The sequence below is a fragment of the Streptococcus timonensis genome, from assembly GCF_047463455.1.
GTDB lineage: Bacteria > Bacillota > Bacilli > Lactobacillales > Streptococcaceae > Streptococcus > Streptococcus timonensis_B.
Genome location: NZ_JASHDV010000001.1, coordinates 366,745 through 386,254, shown reverse-complemented (window position 1 = coordinate 386,254; position 19,510 = coordinate 366,745). Strand labels below are relative to the sequence as shown.

At 38.3% G+C, this 19,510-nt stretch carries 22 protein-coding genes and 1 pseudogene; 19 read left to right on the top strand and 4 right to left on the bottom strand.

Going from position 1 to position 19,510, the window contains the following annotated elements; all coding sequences use genetic code 11:
* Positions 1 to 204 precede the first annotated feature (204 nt).
* The 10 genes and pseudogenes from QM847_RS02000 (at position 205) to QM847_RS01955 (ending at position 8,850) form a co-directional block, all read left to right on the top strand.
* Positions 205 to 810 (top strand): hypothetical protein, encoded by a 606-nt coding sequence (locus QM847_RS02000; protein ID WP_414353439.1) that lies wholly within the window; start codon positions 205 to 207, stop codon positions 808 to 810.
* Between the two features lie 16 nt (positions 811 to 826).
* Positions 827 to 1,414, top strand: a complete 588-nt coding sequence (locus QM847_RS01995; RefSeq protein WP_414353438.1) for an SMI1/KNR4 family protein — start codon at positions 827 to 829, stop codon at positions 1,412 to 1,414.
* A gap of 23 nt (positions 1,415 to 1,437) precedes the next feature.
* Complete coding sequence (locus QM847_RS01990; protein WP_414353437.1) at positions 1,438 to 1,989, top strand: hypothetical protein; 552 nt, start codon at positions 1,438 to 1,440, stop codon at positions 1,987 to 1,989.
* A 59-nt stretch (positions 1,990 to 2,048) separates the two neighbouring features.
* A pseudogene (locus QM847_RS01985) lies at positions 2,049 to 2,219 on the top strand (DUF6707 family protein); the annotation flags it as partial.
* Positions 2,220 to 2,304: 85 nt separating this feature from the next.
* Entirely contained in the window at positions 2,305 to 2,805 is a 501-nt protein-coding gene (locus tag QM847_RS01980) for an NUDIX hydrolase (protein WP_414353436.1), read from the top strand.
* Positions 2,783 to 3,631, top strand: coding sequence for a putative PEP-binding protein (locus tag QM847_RS01975; RefSeq protein ID WP_414353435.1), 849 nt, complete (start codon positions 2,783 to 2,785; stop codon positions 3,629 to 3,631). Before QM847_RS01980 ends, QM847_RS01975 begins: the two co-directional genes overlap by 23 nt.
* Positions 3,628 to 4,068, top strand: a complete 441-nt coding sequence (locus QM847_RS01970) for an ASCH domain-containing protein (RefSeq protein WP_414353434.1) — start codon at positions 3,628 to 3,630, stop codon at positions 4,066 to 4,068. Before QM847_RS01975 ends, QM847_RS01970 begins: the two co-directional genes overlap by 4 nt.
* 121 nt (positions 4,069 to 4,189) lie before the next feature.
* Positions 4,190 to 6,736 (top strand): M1 family metallopeptidase, encoded by a 2,547-nt coding sequence (locus QM847_RS01965; protein ID WP_414353433.1) that lies wholly within the window; start codon positions 4,190 to 4,192, stop codon positions 6,734 to 6,736.
* A gap of 115 nt (positions 6,737 to 6,851) precedes the next feature.
* Positions 6,852 to 7,523, top strand: coding sequence for a response regulator transcription factor (locus tag QM847_RS01960; protein ID WP_414353432.1), 672 nt, complete (start codon positions 6,852 to 6,854; stop codon positions 7,521 to 7,523).
* Positions 7,516 to 8,850: a sensor histidine kinase gene (locus QM847_RS01955; RefSeq protein ID WP_414353431.1), complete on the top strand. Its 1,335-nt coding sequence runs from the start codon at positions 7,516 to 7,518 to the stop codon at positions 8,848 to 8,850. Before QM847_RS01960 ends, QM847_RS01955 begins: the two co-directional genes overlap by 8 nt.
* A gap of 26 nt (positions 8,851 to 8,876) precedes the next feature.
* Here QM847_RS01955 and QM847_RS01950 read toward each other — a convergent pair whose 3' ends face one another.
* Positions 8,877 to 9,152, bottom strand: coding sequence for a DUF3270 family protein (locus QM847_RS01950; RefSeq protein ID WP_269797100.1), 276 nt, complete (start codon positions 9,150 to 9,152; stop codon positions 8,877 to 8,879).
* Positions 9,153 to 9,520: 368 nt separating this feature from the next.
* Between QM847_RS01950 and QM847_RS01945 the strand changes: the two genes are divergently transcribed.
* The 9 genes from QM847_RS01945 (at position 9,521) to QM847_RS01905 (ending at position 17,563) form a co-directional block, all read left to right on the top strand.
* Entirely contained in the window at positions 9,521 to 10,576 is a 1,056-nt protein-coding gene (locus tag QM847_RS01945) for an ABC transporter permease (protein ID WP_414353430.1), read from the top strand.
* 13 nt (positions 10,577 to 10,589) lie between these two features.
* A complete protein-coding gene (locus QM847_RS01940; RefSeq protein ID WP_368910026.1) occupies positions 10,590 to 11,270 on the top strand; it encodes an ABC transporter ATP-binding protein in 681 nt (226 codons plus the stop codon).
* A 109-nt stretch (positions 11,271 to 11,379) separates the two neighbouring features.
* A complete protein-coding gene (locus tag QM847_RS01935; protein ID WP_414353429.1) occupies positions 11,380 to 12,309 on the top strand; it encodes a peptidase U32 family protein in 930 nt (309 codons plus the stop codon).
* A 104-nt stretch (positions 12,310 to 12,413) separates the two neighbouring features.
* Positions 12,414 to 13,097 (top strand): ribose-5-phosphate isomerase RpiA, encoded by a 684-nt coding sequence (gene rpiA / locus QM847_RS01930; protein WP_414353428.1) that lies wholly within the window; start codon positions 12,414 to 12,416, stop codon positions 13,095 to 13,097.
* A gap of 23 nt (positions 13,098 to 13,120) precedes the next feature.
* Positions 13,121 to 14,332, top strand: coding sequence for a phosphopentomutase (locus QM847_RS01925; protein WP_414353427.1), 1,212 nt, complete (start codon positions 13,121 to 13,123; stop codon positions 14,330 to 14,332).
* 1 nt (position 14,333) lies between these two features.
* Positions 14,334 to 14,894, top strand: coding sequence for a DUF1697 domain-containing protein (locus QM847_RS01920; RefSeq protein WP_414353426.1), 561 nt, complete (start codon positions 14,334 to 14,336; stop codon positions 14,892 to 14,894).
* Positions 14,891 to 15,700 (top strand): purine-nucleoside phosphorylase, encoded by an 810-nt coding sequence (locus tag QM847_RS01915; RefSeq protein WP_414353425.1) that lies wholly within the window; start codon positions 14,891 to 14,893, stop codon positions 15,698 to 15,700. The genes QM847_RS01920 and QM847_RS01915 overlap by 4 nt, the downstream gene beginning before the upstream one ends.
* A gap of 269 nt (positions 15,701 to 15,969) precedes the next feature.
* On the top strand, positions 15,970 to 16,680 hold the full coding sequence (deoD, locus tag QM847_RS01910; RefSeq protein ID WP_414353424.1) for a purine-nucleoside phosphorylase: 711 nt from the start codon (positions 15,970 to 15,972) through the stop codon (positions 16,678 to 16,680).
* Between the two features lie 151 nt (positions 16,681 to 16,831).
* Positions 16,832 to 17,563 carry an NAD-dependent protein deacylase gene (locus QM847_RS01905; RefSeq protein WP_269797108.1) on the top strand — a complete coding sequence of 244 codons (732 nt, stop codon included), beginning with the start codon at positions 16,832 to 16,834 and terminating at the stop codon, positions 17,561 to 17,563.
* Positions 17,564 to 17,608: 45 nt separating this feature from the next.
* Here QM847_RS01905 and QM847_RS01900 read toward each other — a convergent pair whose 3' ends face one another.
* The 3 genes from QM847_RS01900 to coaA all read right to left on the bottom strand — a co-directional run bounded on the left by QM847_RS01900 (position 17,609) and on the right by coaA (position 19,401).
* On the bottom strand, positions 17,609 to 18,115 hold the full coding sequence (locus QM847_RS01900; protein WP_269797109.1) for a DNA topology modulation protein: 507 nt from the start codon (positions 18,113 to 18,115) through the stop codon (positions 17,609 to 17,611).
* Between the two features lie 64 nt (positions 18,116 to 18,179).
* Entirely contained in the window at positions 18,180 to 18,428 is a 249-nt protein-coding gene (gene rpsT / locus QM847_RS01895; protein ID WP_029689628.1) for a 30S ribosomal protein S20, read from the bottom strand.
* A 52-nt stretch (positions 18,429 to 18,480) separates the two neighbouring features.
* Entirely contained in the window at positions 18,481 to 19,401 is a 921-nt protein-coding gene (coaA, locus tag QM847_RS01890) for a type I pantothenate kinase (RefSeq protein WP_269797110.1), read from the bottom strand.
* Positions 19,402 to 19,510: the final 109 nt, after the last annotated feature.

The following is a 19,510-nucleotide window of genomic DNA, read 5'->3' as shown; positions in this document are numbered from 1 at the left end:
GTCGATGATAAACCGAAAAATGCTATTGGGGCGCTACTAGCTTTCAATAAGCAGTATATTTAATGGGTAAGGAAAATGACGAGCACGTACTATTACTATGAATTAACAAAAAATTCTATTGATTCAAAAGACGAATTTTTAAAAATCAAACCATTAATCGATATGAATGATATTCTTCCCATTTTGAAAGGAGATTATGGGGTTGTGAATTACAATCGTTTAAATGCTATTGTTTTTCAACGATATTGTGTAGGGGATAATGACAATACCATATATGATATAAAGTTATCAGAAAGCAATGTTTCAAGAGATATCAAGCGTTTAGATATTTTTGGTGCAAAAGATGAAATTTTAGATTTATCAGAATTTATTAATTTAGAGAGATTAGATATTTGGGGAAGTGTTAATGTTAGAGAAATTATATTTCCTGAACATTCTGGAATTAAGATGCTAAATATTTTGAGAGTTCCAAAGTTGGAAGTTTTAGATAATATTTCATCCCTAAAAACTTTAAGGTATTTTAGTCACAGATATTCCTCTAGAATTAGTGATTTTAATTTTTTATCTAATCTTGAGGATTTAATATTTCTATCAATAAATAATAGTAAAAATTTGTCTGATGTAAAGTTTCTCGAGTTATCAAAAATATATTATTTGGATTTATCCAATACCAATGTCATAAAAAATCATGGTTTGCTTGAAATACTAGAAAAAATGATAAATTTAAGGTTTTTTTATGATGGTGGAAATACTAAGAATATGAGAGCCTTTTTGAAAAAACATTTGCCAAGTGTATCTATGTTAGATTAATTATTTAAGGAGAAAAATGGGAAACATCAGCCAATTATTAAATGAGATTGAAAAAAGTCTCCAACAGCTAGATTATCCTTGTGTAGACCATCTAAATCCGGGACTATCCTCTCAAAAAACTCAAGAGTTATTTGAGGAAATCCCGTTGCAGCCAACCCAGGACTTGCGTGCCCTTTATACTTGGAGAAACGGATCAAAAGATTGTGAGGGAATCACACTTGGTGAGCTGGCATTTTTTCCTGGTTTTTATTTGATGTCTCTGGAAGAAAGTATCCAGACCTACTTGGAACTAAGAGAAAGGAATGGTTGGGACAAATTTTGGTTCCCAATTTTTGCCAGCGGAGGTGGAGATTTTTATGCCATGAACCTAGCTTCAGAAGGTCAGGGACAAATCCTTGGTTTTTATGTATTTGAAGAAAAGGCCCAGGTCGAATACCGGTCATTAGAATCTATGCTCACAGCTCTTAAAAACTGTTATGAACAAGGCATTATTTTCCGGAATGAACAAGGCTACTTGGATATGGATTATAGGAAGCATGCTGAGATAGCGCATGACATAAATCCAGATCTGAAGATATGGCTTGAATTTTTAAAGGAGACGTAAGAGGAATGACCAAGGAGAGAAAAATGGCAGTAGTGACTGTATTAAAAAAGATCATTAGACTCTATGAGGAAACAACGTTTATTCCCCAACCAGTGAGTTTTTCAAACGAAAAATTAAGGATCCAGTCCTCAGATTTGACAGGAGAATTACTTGATTATTATCAACATATAGTGTTCAATGAGGATTTATTTTTTGCTAATCAAACTTTTAATATCATTTTGTTGGCATTAGATTCTCCTGCAAGGACAGTCGAATGTTGGGCCTTACAAGATATTCTTCAGTTTAGTGAAGGGCAATACCAGATATTCGCTACTACAGATACAGATGATATTCTTTTCTGTGATATGAAAGATGAAAGTTCTCCTGTTTACGCGGGCAGTCCAGGAGATCCTAACTTCTATAAACTCAGCGCAAGTTTGACGGAGTTTTTGGAGTTCTATTTCGCTTTTTCAAATTTTTGGAAACAAAGAGAAGATGTCCCTCTGGAGGAATATATTGTAGGGACAGGTGACTTGATAGAGCGCTACCTTTCCCCAGACGTCCAAGCGACAGCGAAAAAATATCTACTTCGGTAAGATTGACCTGAGAAAAGCCTTTTTCAATAACAAAAAGTGAGTTGGATAGGAGAAAAGAAATGAATGTGAAAGAACTCATCGAAGAGGTTGAAAATGATGTCGAGTTAGTATCGTATTTAAACCGGATCCCTAAAAAGAATAAGAAGACCCAAGCTAGCTATCTCGAATCACTGAATCGTTTGGCCTATTTACTTTATCTGGATGATCAAGAGGAAATGGCTAAAGAAGTATATCAAGGAGCATGAAATCTATAACCTCTTTCCTTTTAAGGGATAAGGTGAGCTAACAATCTTGGAGATTAAGAAAGAATAGAATATGGAAATCAAAAATCACTTTGGGGTATACGGAGTCTGTCTTCAAGAGGGGAAACTGCTCTGTATTGAAAAAACAAGAGGCCCCTATCAACATCGCTTTGACCTACCAGGTGGTAGTCAGGAAGAAGGGGAGGGGCTGACAGAAACCCTCAAGAGAGAAGTTCTGGAAGAGACAGGATATACACTTAACAGTTACTCAAATCCTAGGATTTATGATGTGCTGGTTCATGAAGAAGGGCAAGATTTCGCCGTACATCATATCATGGCCTTTTATGATATCGTACTTGATTTAGAACGCCCTCAAAAATCCCTTCCTCATGAAGTTCTTGATGGAAGTAATGATTCAGCAAATGCCATTTGGCTTCCTCTTGAGCAGATTACCGAAGAAAATGCCTCGCCTTTAGTATTAAAGGTGAAGGCAGAGTTACGTGGATTTCCCGAATTGGACAAGACCTCTTACATGAATTGGAAGGTAAAACATGCAAAATCAACTAGCTCTTAGTGGCGAAAAAATTGTTGAAAAAGTTTATCCCCATTTATTGCACCACGTCGGCTTGATTCGTGGGGAATACTTGTTGAGAGAGCTCAATCAAAACATCCTGTTACCAAGTTGTCAGCAATTTGTAAAAGATTATCTAGACACTATTTGCCATTTATACTCAGATGAAGAAGTCTGGTATCGCTTTTCAGAATTAACAAATGCTGAAGCAAATAGTCTAGACGGGACTAAAGAGTATTTTGACGAACGCCACACATTATTTGGATATAGAGGGGCTAGGCGTTTATTGGCGTGTCCAGATGAATTTCAAGCTGAGTCACATGTCGTTACAGAAGTTTATGAAACCAATCCCAATCTGTCTGTTATTTTTCCTTTTGTCAATGATGCTGAACAGTTAAAACAAGCAATTAGAGTATTGCACCAGCATGGTTTTACTGGAAAAGTTGGAACAATGATTGAATTACCGTCAGCTTATTTTGACTTAGACAGGATACTGGAAACGGGCATTTCAAAGATTGTAGTTGGAATGAATGATTTGACTTCATTTATTTTTGCGACTATAAGAAACAGTCAATGGCATGATATGGAAAGTCCAATAATGTTAAATCTGCTGAGACAGATGCAGGACAAAGCAAGGATGAAAAAGATAGATTTCGCTGTAGCAGGATATCTGAATGCTTCTTTCATACAAAAAATGAATCAAATGGCTATCAAGTGCATTATCCATTATAGTTCTATTCCAGAGATTTTTAATTTAGAGATTGACCATCCATATCATCTCAAACGTGTAAAAGAAGAAAGTAAAAAAATACAAAGGAGCAACCTATGACACCTCAAGAAATGTGGAATGCCTACAAGCAAATTAACCCCTCTATCGGAGATGAGATAGACGCCTGGGCCTTTGGAGTGGCCCCAGATCTTTTAGCGGATCTGGTCTTTACAGGCGAAAAAACAGCAACTGCCTCAGCTTATGATCTTTACGCAGTAGAGGACGAACCCCTTCCCCAAGAAGGGACCTTTGATGTCATTTTAGACAGTCAAGATCAGGCTGTCTGCATTGTCGAAGTTACAAAAGTTTCTGTTCAACCTTTTCATCAAGTGTCAGCCGACCATGCCTACAAGGAAGGTGAAGGCGACAAATCTCTAGCTTATTGGCGTCAGGTTCATGAAGACTTTTTCAAATACTGCTTAGGAGAAGCAGGACTGATTTTTACACCTGACAGCAAGGTGGTTTTAGAAGAATTTCGCAAGGTATACCCACTGTAGACAGCAGAAGGAAGAAAGTTTTGGAAATAGTTGTCCAAAGCTTTTTTCTGGCTTAAAATATGATAAAATAGGTATGTTTGAACTAGAGCATTTGCTCAGAAATATAGAATAGGAGAAAATGATGCAAGCAGTAGAACATTATATTGAAAAATTTGTTCCTGAACATTATGATTTATTTTTAGACTTGAGTCGTGAGACCAAGACGTTTTCAGGAAAAGTAACCATTACTGGTCAAGCTAAAAGTGACCGTATTTCTCTTCACCAAAAGGACTTGGAGATTGCTTCAGTTGAAGTAGCAGGACAAGCTCGTCCATTCACTCTTGATAACGAAAATGAAGCCCTTCATATTGAGCTTGCGGAAGCTGGTTCAGTTGAATTGGTTATTGCTTTTTCAGGTAAAATCACAGACAACATGACGGGGATTTACCCATCTTACTACACAGTTGATGGTGTTAAGAAGGAAGTTTTGTCTACTCAGTTTGAGAGTCATTTTGCCCGTGAAGCCTTCCCATGTGTGGACGAACCAGAAGCTAAAGCAACCTTTGACCTCTCTCTTCGCTTTGACCAAGCAGAAGGTGAACTTGCCTTGTCAAACATGCCTGAGATTGATGTTGAAAATCGTAAGGAAACAGGTATCTGGAAATTTGAGACAACTCCACGTATGTCTTCTTACTTGTTAGCTTTTGTGGCTGGTGATTTGCAAGGGGTAACTGCAACAACTAAAAACGGCACTCTCGTTGGTGTCTACTCAACAAAAGCACACCCACTTTCGAATCTTGAGTTTTCACTAGATATCGCTGTTCGCTCAATCGAGTTTTACGAAGATTACTACGGTGTAAAATATCCTATTCCTCAATCGCTCCACATTGCCCTTCCTGACTTCTCAGCTGGTGCTATGGAAAACTGGGGTCTTGTCACTTACCGTGAAGTTTACTTGGTTGTTGATGAGAACTCAACCTTTGCCAGCCGTCAACAAGTAGCCCTTGTCATTGCCCACGAACTTGCTCACCAATGGTTCGGTAACCTCGTAACTATGAAATGGTGGGATGACCTCTGGCTTAATGAAAGCTTCGCCAACATGATGGAATACGTCTGTGTGGATGCTATTGAGCCAAGCTGGAATATCTTTGAAGACTTCCAAACAAGTGGAGTGCCAGCCGCTCTTAAACGTGATGCGACTGATGGTGTTCAGTCTGTCCACGTTGAAGTTAGCCACCCAGATGAAATCAATACGCTCTTTGATGGTGCTATCGTTTATGCTAAGGGTAGCCGTCTCATGCACATGCTTCGTCGTTGGTTAGGAGATGCAGATTTTGCTAAAGGCTTGCATGCTTACTTTGAAAAACACCAATACGGAAATACTATTGGCCGTGACCTTTGGAATGCACTCGGACAAGCATCTGGTCGTGATGTAGCAGCCTTCATGGATTCTTGGCTGGAACAACCTGGCTATCCAGTTTTGACTGCTACAGTTGAAAATGATGTTTTGAAGATTTCTCAAAAACAATTCTTTATCGGTGAGCACGAAGACAAGAACCGTCTCTGGGTAGTGCCACTGAACAGTAACTGGAAAGGACTACCAGATACTCTGGAAACTGAAAGTATCGAAATTCCTGGCTATGCAGCGCTTCTTGCTGAAAACAAAACAGCTCTTCGTCTCAACACTGAAAATACTGCCCACTACATTACTGACTATCAAGGTGAATTACTGGATGCTATCCTTTCAGAATTAGTTGAACTTGATAACACAAGTAAGCTTCAAATCGTCCAAGAACGTCGTTTGCTTGCTGAAGCAGGACATGTATCATATGCAGACTTGTTGCCAGTACTTGATAAACTTGCCAAGGAAGAGTCTTACCTGGTTGTTGCTGCAGTTTCTCAAGTTGTTTCTGCCCTTGAGCGCTTTATTGATGAAGGAACAGAAGCTGAGAAAGCCTTTAACACTCTGGTTGCTAAATTGGCCCGTCACAACTATGAACGACTTGGTTTTGAAGCAAAAGAGGGTGAATCTGATGAAGATGAATTGGTTCGTCAATTGACCATTTCTATGATGATTCGTTCAAATGATGAAGAAGCTAGTCAGTTAGCAAGTCATATCTTTGCAGCCCATAAAGAAAATCTTGCAGATCTTCCAGCAGCCATTCGTGCTCAAGTCCTTATCAATGAGATCAAACACCATGAGACTAAGGACTTGGTTGCAACTTACCTAGACCTATACACTCATGCAACAGATGCAGTTTTCAAACGTCAATTAGCAGCTGCGCTTGCATACAGTAGAGATGCAGAAAACATCCAAACACTTATTGCAACTTGGAAGGACAAATTTGTCGTCAAGCCACAAGACCTCTCTTCATGGTACCTCCAATTCCTTGGACACCAAGCTACCCAAGAAACTGTTTGGGTTTGGGCGCGTGAAAACTGGGATTGGATTAAGGCAGCCCTTGGTGGAGATATGAGCTTTGATAGCTTTGTCATCTTCCCATCACACATCTTTAAAACAGAACAACGTTTGGCAGAGTATAAGGCCTTCTTTGAACCACAACTTTCTGACCTAGCTCTTAGCCGTAATATCAGCATGGGGATTAAGGATATCGCAGCTCGCGTTGAATTGATTAAGCGTGAAAAAGCAGCGGTTGAAGCAGTTGTTTCACAATATGGCAAGGCTTAAAATATTTAATTTTAAATAAATTATAAAAACTCAACTTTCTCTTAGAAAAACTAGGAAAGTTGAGTTTTTTTTAAGATAATTTTGCTATAATGGATATAATAAGGAGGAATTTTTGATGATCAAAATTCTATTAGTGGAAGATGACCTAGGCCTGTCAAATTCAGTCTTTGACTTTTTGGATGATTTTGCAGATGTCATGCAGGTATTTGATGGGGAAGAAGGTCTCTATGAGGCTGAAAGTGGCGTTTATGATTTGATTCTTTTGGACTTAATGTTACCAGAGAAAAATGGTTTCCAAGTTTTAAAAGAACTACGTGAAAAAGGTGTATCTACGCCAGTTCTAATCATGACTGCCAAAGAGAGTCTCGATGATAAAGGACATGGTTTTGAGCTGGGCGCAGATGATTATCTAACCAAACCATTCTACCTAGAAGAACTTAAGATGCGTATCCAGGCCCTTCTAAAACGTTCTGGGAAATTTAACGAAAATACTCTTGCTTATGGTGATTTGACAGTTAATTTATCTACTAATGAGGTTAAAGTCAATGATACTGTTGTTGAACTGTTAGGTAAAGAGTTTGAACTTTTGGTTTATTTCCTCCAAAACCAAAATGTCATCCTACCAAAAACTCAAATATTTGATCGTCTATGGGGATTTGATAGTGACACAACCATCTCTGTAGTAGAAGTATATGTATCAAAAGTTCGTAAGAAATTAAAAGGCTCAGCCTTTGCTGAAAACCTTCAAACTTTACGTAGTGTTGGGTATATTTTAAAACATGTTTAATAAAATAAGAAAGAATTGGTACGCAGAAGATTTTAGTTACTTCGTCCGTAACTTTGGTGTCTTTACACTCATCTTCTCTGCTATGACCTTGATTATCTTGCAAGTTATGCATTCGAGCCTCTATACTTCTGTAGATGAAAAGTTGCAGAGCCTAAGTAGCAAGCCTCAAGATGTGATTCAGTTGGCTTTAAATAGAACGACAGAGGATATAAAAGATTTGAACAATGAATCTGTTGCAAAATCGGGGGATAAGAAACCTACTGTTAGTTCAAATACAGAAGTAATCCTGTTCGATGAAAATCTGAACCAATTGATAGCAGGAAATCGCTTTTTAGGTTTAGACAAAATTACCTTTAATAAAAAGGATTTAAATCATATCCGACAGTTTCATATTCAGAATAGTTTTGGACAGGATGAGATTTATCGAGTTCTCCTAACAGAAATAAATTTTGAGAGCGTTTCGACCAATATTAAATACGCTGCCGTATTGATTAATACCAGTCAGTTAGAGCAAATCAGTCAGAATCACGAACAGCTGATCGTTGTTGTAATGGCGAGTTTTTGGATTTTATCCCTCCTAGCTAGTCTATATCTGGCTAGAGTTAGTGTCAAACCCTTGCTTGAAAGCATGCAAAAACAACAGGCTTTTGTCGAAAATGCCAGTCATGAGCTTCGTACACCTTTAGCAGTTTTGCAAAATCGTTTGGAGACACTTTTTCGCAAACCTGAGGCTACCATTATGGAGTCTAGTGAGAGTATAGCTTCAAGTCTAGAAGAAGTTCGTAATATGCGCTTTTTAACAACCAATCTTCTTAATCTAGCCCGTCGTGACGATGGTATTAAACCAGATTTAGGTGAGGTTCAACCAGAATTCTTTAACACAATCTTTGCAAACTATGAAATGATTGCTACTGAGAATCATAAAGTCTTTCGTTTTGAAAATAGAATCAAGCGTACCATAATTACAGACAAGCTTCTCCTTAAACAATTAATGACGATTCTGTTTGACAATGCTGTGAAATATACAGAAGAGGACGGAGAAATAAATTTTGTGATTACTGCAACAGATCGCAACTTGTATTTGACTGTATCGGATAACGGCATTGGTATATCACAAGCAGATAAAAAGAAAATTTTTGACCGCTTTTACAGAGTTGATAAGGCTAGAACTAGACAAAAAGGTGGATTTGGTCTTGGTTTATCCCTAGCTAAACAAATCGTTGATGCTCTTAAAGGCTCTATCAGTGTTAAAGATAACAAACCTCATGGAACTATTTTTGAGGTGAAAATCGCTATTCAAACACCACCCAAACGTAAAAATAAATAAAAAAACCTTCGATGAATCGAAGGTTTTTATTTGAATCTTTTCTTGATAAAAGTACGTTGAATTTTCAAGGTTCCGAGACTAAGTCCTACGGCCAATACCAAGGATAGAATGGTATTTAATTTTAATGATAGGAATACAAAACTAAAGATTGCTAAAAAGACACAGAAACAAGCAATATTTACAAAGAAAAGAACTTCTTTTATACTAGTGACAGAAGTATTCTCTGGAATGTAATCTTGATACTGGGTTGTTTTTGTTCTTTCTTGTTCAAACTCATACGATTGTAATTTTCTTGCGGGCATTTCTCTCTCCTTACACTACACCTTCTATTTTATCATTTTTTATATTGAAAATTATTACAGGATTGTTACAAATTGCATAAATGCTATTTTTTGTCTCAAATCTCTCTTCTTGACACCCCTGCCGGAAAATGATAGGATGAGTAAACCGTTTAAAATTTATCATTTTTCTCTTATTTCAATGAGGGGAAATTTGATGGTTGAAACGAATAAAAATCATACACAGATGCAAATAAATTCAATTTTGAAGTAAGGACAGGATTCTTTTAAATTGATTCTAGTTGTTCATGACGAGATAGTTTTCTGTCTTTAGTGCTATGGTAAAGAGGAAATTTGTTTCCTCGACAACAGAATACTTAAAGGAGATTGGCATGTATCTTGCTATCAAAGAAATTTTACAGAATAAACTGCGTTACAGTTTAATTCTAACAACCATTTTTCTCATTGCTTTTATGGTCTTTTTTATGACCAGTTTGGCTCTCGGTCTTGTTCGAAATAACAGGGCTGCTATTGATAATTGGCAAGCAACAGGAGTTGTGCTATCCGATTATGCAAATGATAATTTGACTGCATCCTTTATACCAGAAAAAGACTACAAAGATAAAGTGTCTGAGGATGCTGTTCCCCTAAGCTACATGTTTGCGGTGACAAACCTTGTTAATAGTAGTGACAAGATGAATGTCTCTATTTTTGGTCAAGAGTGGGACAGCTTTATCTCGCCAAACTTGATTGAAGGGCGTTACCCAGAAAACGACCAAGAAGTGGTAGTGGATCAGTCTTTTGAAAATTACGGTATCAAACTCGGGGACGCTATTCAACTCAACGGAAGTGAGACAAGTTTTAAGATTGTAGGTTTGACCAGAGAAAATAAATTTTTCACGGAACCTGTTGTCTTTACAAGTTTAACAACGTATTGGGATTTACAAGGAATAACAAAAGGCAATCGTTCGATCTCTGCATTGGTATTGCAAAATGATGTAGAAGTGACTGGCGATGGCCTGAAGCAGATTTCTATTCAAAAAATGATTTCGAAAATTCCTGGCTATACTCCTCAGGTCAATGTATTTTCAGGAATGATTCTAGCTATGATTGTCATTACAGGTCTGATTGTAGGAATTTTTATCTACATCATTACCATTCAAAAATTAGGCCTTTATGGAATTATGCGAGCGCAAGGGATTCAGATAAAATCCATCGTATGGTCCCTTTTCTGTCAAATCTTTCTTTTATCTGGTTTGGGGATAGGATTGGCTTTATTAGCCATTTGGGTTGTCATTTTAGTCTTACCTGCAACCTTCTTTTTCTACCCTAGTTGGTTGGCATACTTTGTCTTAAGCCTGGTCATTTGCTTGATGGCACTACTAGGTGGCGTCATTTCGCTTCCGCGTCTACTTAAAGTAGATCCAATTACAGCGATTGCAGAATGATAAGGAGAATGATATGACGACATTAATTGAGATGATTCAAGTGACAAAAACTTATGGCGAAGGCAATATGAAAGTTACAGCTCTCCATGAGACCAATTTTCAGCTAAACGCTGGTGAGTTTGTAGCGATTGTGGGGCCTTCCGGGTCAGGGAAAACAACCTTTTTAACGACTCTAGGCCAACTTCAAGAGGCTTCAAGTGGAAAGATTCTAGTAAAGGGAAAAGAGACTGGGCATTTATCTGAAAAAGAAAAAACGGATTTGCGCTTTAGTGAATTTGGTTTTATCCTCCAGGCTTCAAATCTGATTCCCTTTTTAACGGTTAAGGAGCAATTAGATTTAATTGACCGTTTGGATAAAAAGAAATCTATAAAAAGTAACCGACAAGAGTTATTCAGTTTGTTGGACTTGGAAAAGGTTCAAAATCACTATCCCAAAGCTCTCTCTGGTGGTGAACGCCAACGAGCTGCAATTGCTAGAGCCCTTTATAATAATCCTAGTATCGTACTTGCAGATGAGCCGACAGCTAGCTTGGATACACAACGTGCTTATCAAGTGACGGATATGTTGGCTTCAATTGCCCATGAGCAAGGTAGGGGTGTTGTCATGATTACACATGATACTCGCTTACTAGATAAGGTTGACCGTATTTATGTGATGAATGACGGACGACTTGTTGAAAAGACACAAGCATAAATCTAAAAAGTGAACTGTTAGTGATACGGTTCACTTTTTTTAATTTTTAAGTCATAAGACCCACTTTTCTATATAGCTGATTTTTTGGAAATGTGGTATAATTTTCTCTATGGAAAAGATTATCATTACAGCAACTGCTGAAAGTATTGAACAAGTAAAACAGCTACTTGAAGCTGGTGTCGACCGCATTTATGTCGGTGAGAAAGATTTTGGCCTTCGTTTGCCAACTACCTTTAGTCATGAAGAATTGCGTGAAATCGCAAAAATCGTTCATGATGCCGGTAAGGAATTAATCGTTGCGGTTAATGCTCTTATGCACCAAGACATGATGGACCGTATCAAGCCATTCTTGGACTTTTTAGAAGAAATCAAAACGGACTATATCACAGTTGGGGACGCAGGTGTCTTTTATGTGGTTAACCGTGATAACTATTCTTTTAAAACCATTTACGATGCCTCAACCATGGTCACAAGCAGTCGTCAGATTAACTTCTGGGGACAAAAAGCAGGAGCATCAGAAGCAGTTTTGGCGCGTGAAATCCCATCTGCAGAACTTTTCAAAATGCCTGAAATTTTAGAAATTCCTGCTGAGGTCTTGGTATACGGGGCTAGTGTTATCCACCATTCTAAGCGTCCGCTCTTGCAAAACTACTACAATTTCACACAGATTGATGATGAAAAATCTCGTCAACGTGATTTGTTCTTAGCTGAGCCAAGTGATCCAGAGAGTCATTACTCTATTTTCGAAGACAATCATGGAACTCATATCTTTGCTAACAATGACCTTGATTTGATGACCAAGTTAACAGAATTAGTTGAGCATGGCTTCACTCATTGGAAGCTTGAAGGGCTTTATACACCTGGCCAAAATTTTGTAGAAATTGCAAAACTCTTTATCCAAGCGCGCAATTTAATTCAAGAGGGTAACTTTACACATGACCAAGTCTTCTTGCTTGATGAAGAAGTTCGCAAGCTGCATCCTAAAAATCGTTTCTTGGATACTGGATTTTACGACTATGACCCTGATATGGTTAAGTAAACATCACAAAACCCGACATAAATTGTTCGGGTTTTTCTAGTGTAAGGATGAATTTGAAGCGTATTCATGATATAATAGAAGTAGCTCTATTTGGAGGTGTATAAGTGGAAAATCTGAAAAAAATGGCAGGGATTAAAGCTGCCGAGTTCGTCAAAGATGGTATGGTTGTCGGGCTTGGAACAGGATCAACTGCCTACTATTTCGTAGAAGAAATAGGTCGTCGTATCAAGGAAGAGGGCTTACAGATTACAGCTGTAACGACCTCTAGTGTGACCAGTAAGCAGGCAGAAGGACTCAATATTCCTCTTAAGTCTATTGATCAAGTGGACTTTGTAGACCTGACAGTTGATGGTGCAGATGAAGTAGACAGTCAGTTTAACGGAATCAAAGGTGGTGGTGGGGCCCTTCTCATGGAAAAGGTTGTCGCAACTCCATCTAAAGAATATATCTGGGTAGTTGATGAAAGTAAGCTAGTAGAGAAACTCGGTGCCTTTAAATTACCAGTAGAGGTTGTTCAATATGGTGCCGAACAGGTCTTCCGTCGATTTGAGCGAGCTGGCTATAAACCGAGCTTTCGTGAAAAAGATGGTCAACGCTTTGTGACGGATATGCAAAACTTTATCATAGATTTGGCCTTGGAAGTGATTGAAGCCCCAATTGCTCTTGGACAAGAATTGGATCATGTTGTTGGTGTCGTCGAGCATGGCTTGTTTAACCAAATGGTGGATAAGGTCATTGTTGCTAGACAAGAGGGCGTTCAGATTTTAACTTCAACAAAAGCGAAATAATCAGAATAATAAGGAGACATACTATGCCGAAATTTAATCGTATTCACTTGGTAGTATTAGATTCTGTAGGAATCGGTGCAGCACCAGATGCTCATAACTTTGTCAACGCTGGTGTTCCTGATGGTGCATCAGATACTCTTGGACATATTTCAAAATCAGTAGGTTTGAATGTACCAAATATGGCAAAACTTGGTCTTGGTAACATTCCCCGCGAAACACCATTGAAGACAGTTCCAGCTGAGAGCAATCCAACTGGTTATGCGACTAAGCTTGAAGAAGTATCACTTGGGAAAGATACCATGACCGGTCACTGGGAAATCATGGGGCTTAATATCACTGAACCTTTTGATACTTTCTGGAACGGTTTCCCAGAAGAAATCTTGACTAAAATCGAAGAATTTTCAGGCCGTAAGGTTATCCGTGAAGCAAACAAACCATACTCAGGTACAGCTGTCATCGATGACTTTGGACCACGCCAAATGGAAACTGGCGAGTTGATTATCTATACATCAGCTGACCCAGTTCTTCAAATCGCTGCTCACGAAGACATCATTCCTTTGGATGAACTCTACCGTATCTGTGAATACGCTCGTTCCATCACTTTGGAACGTCCAGCTCTTCTAGGACGTATTATCGCTCGTCCTTATGTTGGGGAGCCTGGAAACTTTACTCGTACGGCTAACCGTCGTGACTTGGCTGTCTCACCATTTGCGCCAACAGTTCTTGACAAATTGAACCAGGCTGGTATTGATACATATGCTGTTGGTAAGATTAACGATATCTTCAACGGTGCAGGAATCAACCACGATATGGGCCACAACAAATCAAACAGCCACGGTATTGACAACTTGATCAAAGCGATGAAATCAGAAGATTTCAAACATGGTTTCTCATTCACCAACTTGGTAGACTTCGATGCACTTTACGGACATCGTCGTGATTCACATGGTTACCGTGATTGCTTGCATGAGTTTGATGAGCGCTTGCCAGAAATCATGGCAGCAATGAGAGAAGATGATCTTCTTTTGATTACTGCTGACCATGGTAACGACCCAACATACGCTGGTACTGATCATACTCGTGAATATATTCCACTTTTGGCTTACAGTCCATCATTTAAAGGTAATGGATTAATTCCAGTGGGACACTTCGCCGACATCTCAGCAACAATTGCGGATAACTTTGGTGTTGAAAAAGCCATGATCGGAGAAAGCTTCCTAGATAAATTAGTTTAAGATGATTCGATACGCTCTACTTGTTAGAGGCATTAATGTCGGTGGAAAGAATAAGGTTGTCATGGCTCAGCTGCGTCAAGAATTGACGGAGTTGGGATTAGAAAATGTAGAAACCTACATCAATAGTGGCAATATTTTCTTTAATAGTATTGTGCCTAGAACTAAATTAATAGAGGAATTATATGTTTTCTTTGAAAGACGTTATCCATTTATACAGAGTTTTTCCTTGTTGTCTAACCAAGACTATGAAAAGGAGCTTAGAAATCTTCCTGATTGGTGGAATCATGAGATGGCTCGAAAGGATGTGCTCTTTTACACTGAGGGATTGGATGTGGATCAAGTCATCGAGAAAGTCAACAGTTTGGAACTGGTCGATGAAGTGCTTCATTTTGGAAAATTAGGGATCTTCTGGGGTAAATTGTCAGAAGCTAGCTACTCTAAAACAGCCTATCACAAGTACTTGCTTAAGATGCCTTTCTATCGCAATATTACCATTCGTAACGCTAATACCTTTGACAAAATTGGTCAATTTTTAAAACATAAAAAAGGAGATAGACAATGACATTATTAGCGAAAATCAATGAAACAGCTGTTTTTTTGAAAAGCAAGGGAGTTGAAGCCCCAGAGTTCGGCTTGATTCTTGGATCAGGACTTGGAGAATTAGCTGAAGAAATCGAAAATCCAGTTGTTGTAGACTACGCTGAAATTCCAAACTGGGGTCGTTCAACAGTTGTTGGACACGCTGGAAAATTGGTGTACGGTGAACTTGCTGGACGTAAGGTTTTGGCTCTTCAAGGACGTTTCCACTTCTACGAAGGAAATCCTCTTGAGGTCGTTACTTTCCCAGTTCGTGTCATGAAAGTTTTGGGCTGTGAAGGGGTGATTGTAACCAACGCTGCAGGTGGTATCGGCTTTGGACCTGGTACCTTGATGGCTATCACTGACCACATTAACATGACTGGTCAAAACCCATTGATTGGTGAAAACTTGGATGACTTCGGTCCACGTTTCCCTGATATGTCAAAAGCCTACACTCCAGAATACCGTGCTACAGCACATGCAGTTGCTGAAAAACTTGGTGTTAAACTTGATGATGGTGTTTATATCGGTGTAACTGGTCCAACTTACGAAACTCCAGCTGAAATTCGTGCCTATAAGACACTTGGGGCAGATGCTGTCGGGATGTCAACAGTTCCTGAAGTCATCATTGCAGCTCACTCTGGCCTAAAAGTCCTTGGTATCTCATGCATTACTAACTTTGCTGCAGGTTTCCAAGAAGAACTCAACCACGAAGAAGTCGTAGAAGTGACAGAACGAGTTAAGGGCGACTTCAAAGGCTTGCTTAAAGCTATTCTTGCTGAATTGTAATAAACATTAATAAAAGAAAGGTAGGGCGTGTGTTCAGATTTGAACACGAGCGGAAAGCTTTTCTACAAACAAAAAATGAAAGGATGGGTAAACTGTATTAGCTGAATTGAATACTGTTTACTCTTCTCTAAATCATAAAAATTAAGAAAGAAAGGAATTGAACCCACCCTAAAAGCAGTGGGAAAAAGATAGTTGGTCTAGCGAGTATCGCTCACTGCGCCCAACTCCTATTTTCCCTTTGCTTTTTGACGGGTTTGGTATCTTATATTATGTCTATCCATATTGCTGCTAAGCAAGGTGAAATTGCTGATAAAATTCTTCTTCCTGGGGATCCTCTTCGTGCGAAATTTATCGCTGAGAATTTTCTTGAAGACGCTGTTTGTTTCAACGAAGTCCGTAACATGTTTGGTTACACAGGTACTTACAAAGGTCACCGTGTATCTGTTATGGGAACAGGAATGGGGATGCCATCCATCTCTATTTATGCTCGCGAGTTGATTGTCGACTATGGAGTAAAGAAATTGATCCGTGTGGGAACGGCTGGATCTTTGAATGAGGATGTTCACGTCCGTGAATTGGTCTTGGCGCAAGCAGCTGCAACCAACTCAAACATCATCCGCAACGATTGGCCTCAATACGATTTCCCACAAATTGCAAGTTTTGATTTGCTAGATAAAGCCTACCACATTGCCAAAGACCTTGGCATGAGTACACACGTAGGTAATGTTTTGTCATCTGATGTCTTTTACTCAAACTACTTTGAAAAAAATATCGAACTTGGTAAATGGGGAGTCAAGGCTGTGGAAATGGAAGCAGCAGCTCTTTACTATTTGGCTGCTCAACACCATGTTGATGCTCTTGCCATTATGACGATTTCTGACAGCTTGGTTAACCCAGAAGAAGACACTACAGCTGAAGAACGCCAAAACACCTTCACTGATATGATGAAGGTTGGTTTGGAAACATTGATTGCTGAATAAGACTCTTGGCTTTGAAGCTAGTCTTCTTGCTTACGATTTTTAATGGCTGTGAGCTTGATATCCAATAATCATCAAATAAAGTTGAAAGCCCAGTTGGTAATAGCTAATGGTTTTCAACTTTTTTCGAACTAAAGACTGAAGGAGAAGTAAGATGGATAAAATTGAACAATTACAGGAACTGATAGACCAAAGTCAAAGCATTGTTTTTTTCGGTGGAGCTGGGGTTTCTACTGAATCTAATATCCCTGATTTTCGTAGTTCAGATGGCTTATATAGTCTTAAGTTAGGTAGGCATTTTTCTGCGGAACAATTAGTTTCTCATACTATGTTTGTACGTTATCCAGAGGAATTTTTCGATTTTTACAAAAAACATCTCGTATATCCAGAAGCTAAGCCAAATTTAGCCCATTATTATCTGGCTTCATTAGAAAAGGCCGGTAAGCTGAAGGCTGTTGTAACTCAAAATATCGATAGTCTTCACGAGATGGCAGGTTCGAAGAAGGTTTTGAAGCTACATGGTTCTGTGGACCGAAATTACTGTCTTGGCTGTCATCGATTTTATGATTTAAATAGTTTTTTGGCTCTCGAAGGTCCTGTTCCATACTGCCTAGATTGTGGCCAGGTTGTTAAACCCGATGTGACCCTTTATGAGGAGCCACTTGATATGGATGTTTTTAGTCAAGCGGCTCAGGTTATCCAGAAAGCTGATTTATTGATTATTGGTGGGACTTCTTTGGTTGTTTATCCTGCAGCTAGTTTGATTAATTACTTCTCAGGTTCAAAACTTGTTGTTATAAACAAGTCAAGTACTCCTCAAGACAGTAGAGCTGATTTAGTAATTGAGGGAAAAATTGGAGAAGTCTTTTCTAAATTGAGACAATAAAATATACAAAAATATATATAAAATGAGGGCTCAATTTTTGAGTCCTCATTTTTGATTTAAGAATTGATCTAGTTCTCTTTGATTGTTAATAATCGTAATTTTTCGAGTATAATCGAGAAAAATTCTTTTGTACTGATTTTTGTGTACAGAGCTACGACCATCCCAGAGAATCCAGCGGATAAACTCCCAGTTGAATTGTTCAGGGCAGCCAGCTGCCATGCTTTCTCTAACTTTGCCTCTATATTTGAGATAGCGTCTAAAGGCTCTAAAAAGACAAGACCAGGACGAAAAATTAAGAAAGATGATTTGGTCAGCCTCTTCCATCCTTTCTTCATAGCAACACCAAGTATAGTTGCCATCAATAACCCAGTTCTCGTTTTTCGCTAAAAAAGTCTGCATTTCTTTTAGCATCCAATCTCGATTACTTTCTTGCCATCCTGGTTGAAATTGGAGAGTATCTATATGGAGTTTAGGAATGGAGTAGTAAGTGGCAAGTTTGTCTGCTAGAGTTGATTTTCCTGACCCAGAGTATCCAATTATAGAAATTTTCATGTTGTTCCCTCTAAAATTTGGTACAAAAAAAGCTCCGTAGAGCTCATTTTGTTTTTAGTCTTGATTAACCAAGTTTAGCAGCAAGACGTGCTTTATCACGGCTAGCTTTGTTTTTGTGGATCAAACCTTTAGTTTCTGCTTTATCGATAGCTGAGCTTGCAGCACGGTAAAGTTCTTCAGATGGGTTTGCTTCAAAAGCTTTGATAGCAGTACGCATAGCTGATTTTTGAGCTGAGTTTTTTTCGTTTTGTTTAACGTTCAATTCAGCACGTTTGATAGCTGATTTAATGTTTGCCAATGTTCTTACCTCCATATTTACTAACTATACCATTATATCTGAAAACTTATATTTTGACAAGGGGAAATCATTTTTTTAAATAAATTTCATCAATTTCGTGATTTTTAGACTTATGGAGAATAACTTCAGCCCGATTTCGTGTCGGTTCTATATAGTTTTGGAGGTTAATTAGATTAATACTTGTCCAAACTTGGTGAGCTAAATCCTTTACTTCACCTAAAGGTAGCTGAGTGTAGCTATAGTAGTAGCTATCAGGATCATCCTGAGCCAAACTTAATAATTTTAGGAATCTATCTAAATACCAACTCTCGATATCCTCTACAGATGCGTCAACATAAATTGAAAAATCAAAGAAATCAGTTATATAGAGACGAGCATTTTGAGGATTTTGGAAAACATTAATTCCTTCAACAATTACAAAATCAGCGGCTTCTACTCGTTGCTTTTGCTCTGGGACGATATCGTAGATTTCATGAGAGTAGACTGGGATATCAACATCTTGACCATTCTTAAGTTGATCAAGGAAATTGATGAGAGCTTCCATGTCATAACTTTCTGGGAAACCTTTCCTAGTCAAAATACCTCGTTCGATTAAGGTATCATTAGGGAATAGGAAACCATCAGTTGTAACTAACTCTACTGTAGCTCCAGGAACAATACGTGAAAGCAATATTTGTAAAAGACGACTTGTAGTAGATTTTCCAACAGCCACGCTCCCTGATACACCAATGATAAAGGGCTGGATTTTACTTTCTCTTTGAAGGAAAATACTTTTAGAGAATGCAAGGTCTTCTTTTGAACGCTTGTAGATTTGAATCAGATTCGCAAGTGGTAAATAAATGTCTGTTACATCATCTAAGCTAATTTGGTCATTAAAACTCTTGATTGAATCCAATTCGTCTTCAGTCAAAGGTGGAGTTGTTTTACGATGTAAAGATTGCCACGTTTTTCGGCTTATTTTTTCAAAATGTAAAAATTCATTAGTCATATTTATTCCTCGTTAACTATCCCAGTATATCATATTTCCTTTATAAAAGGGGAACAAATGATTTAAGAAAAAGCGCTTTCTTTGTTAATATATAAGTAAAGATTACATA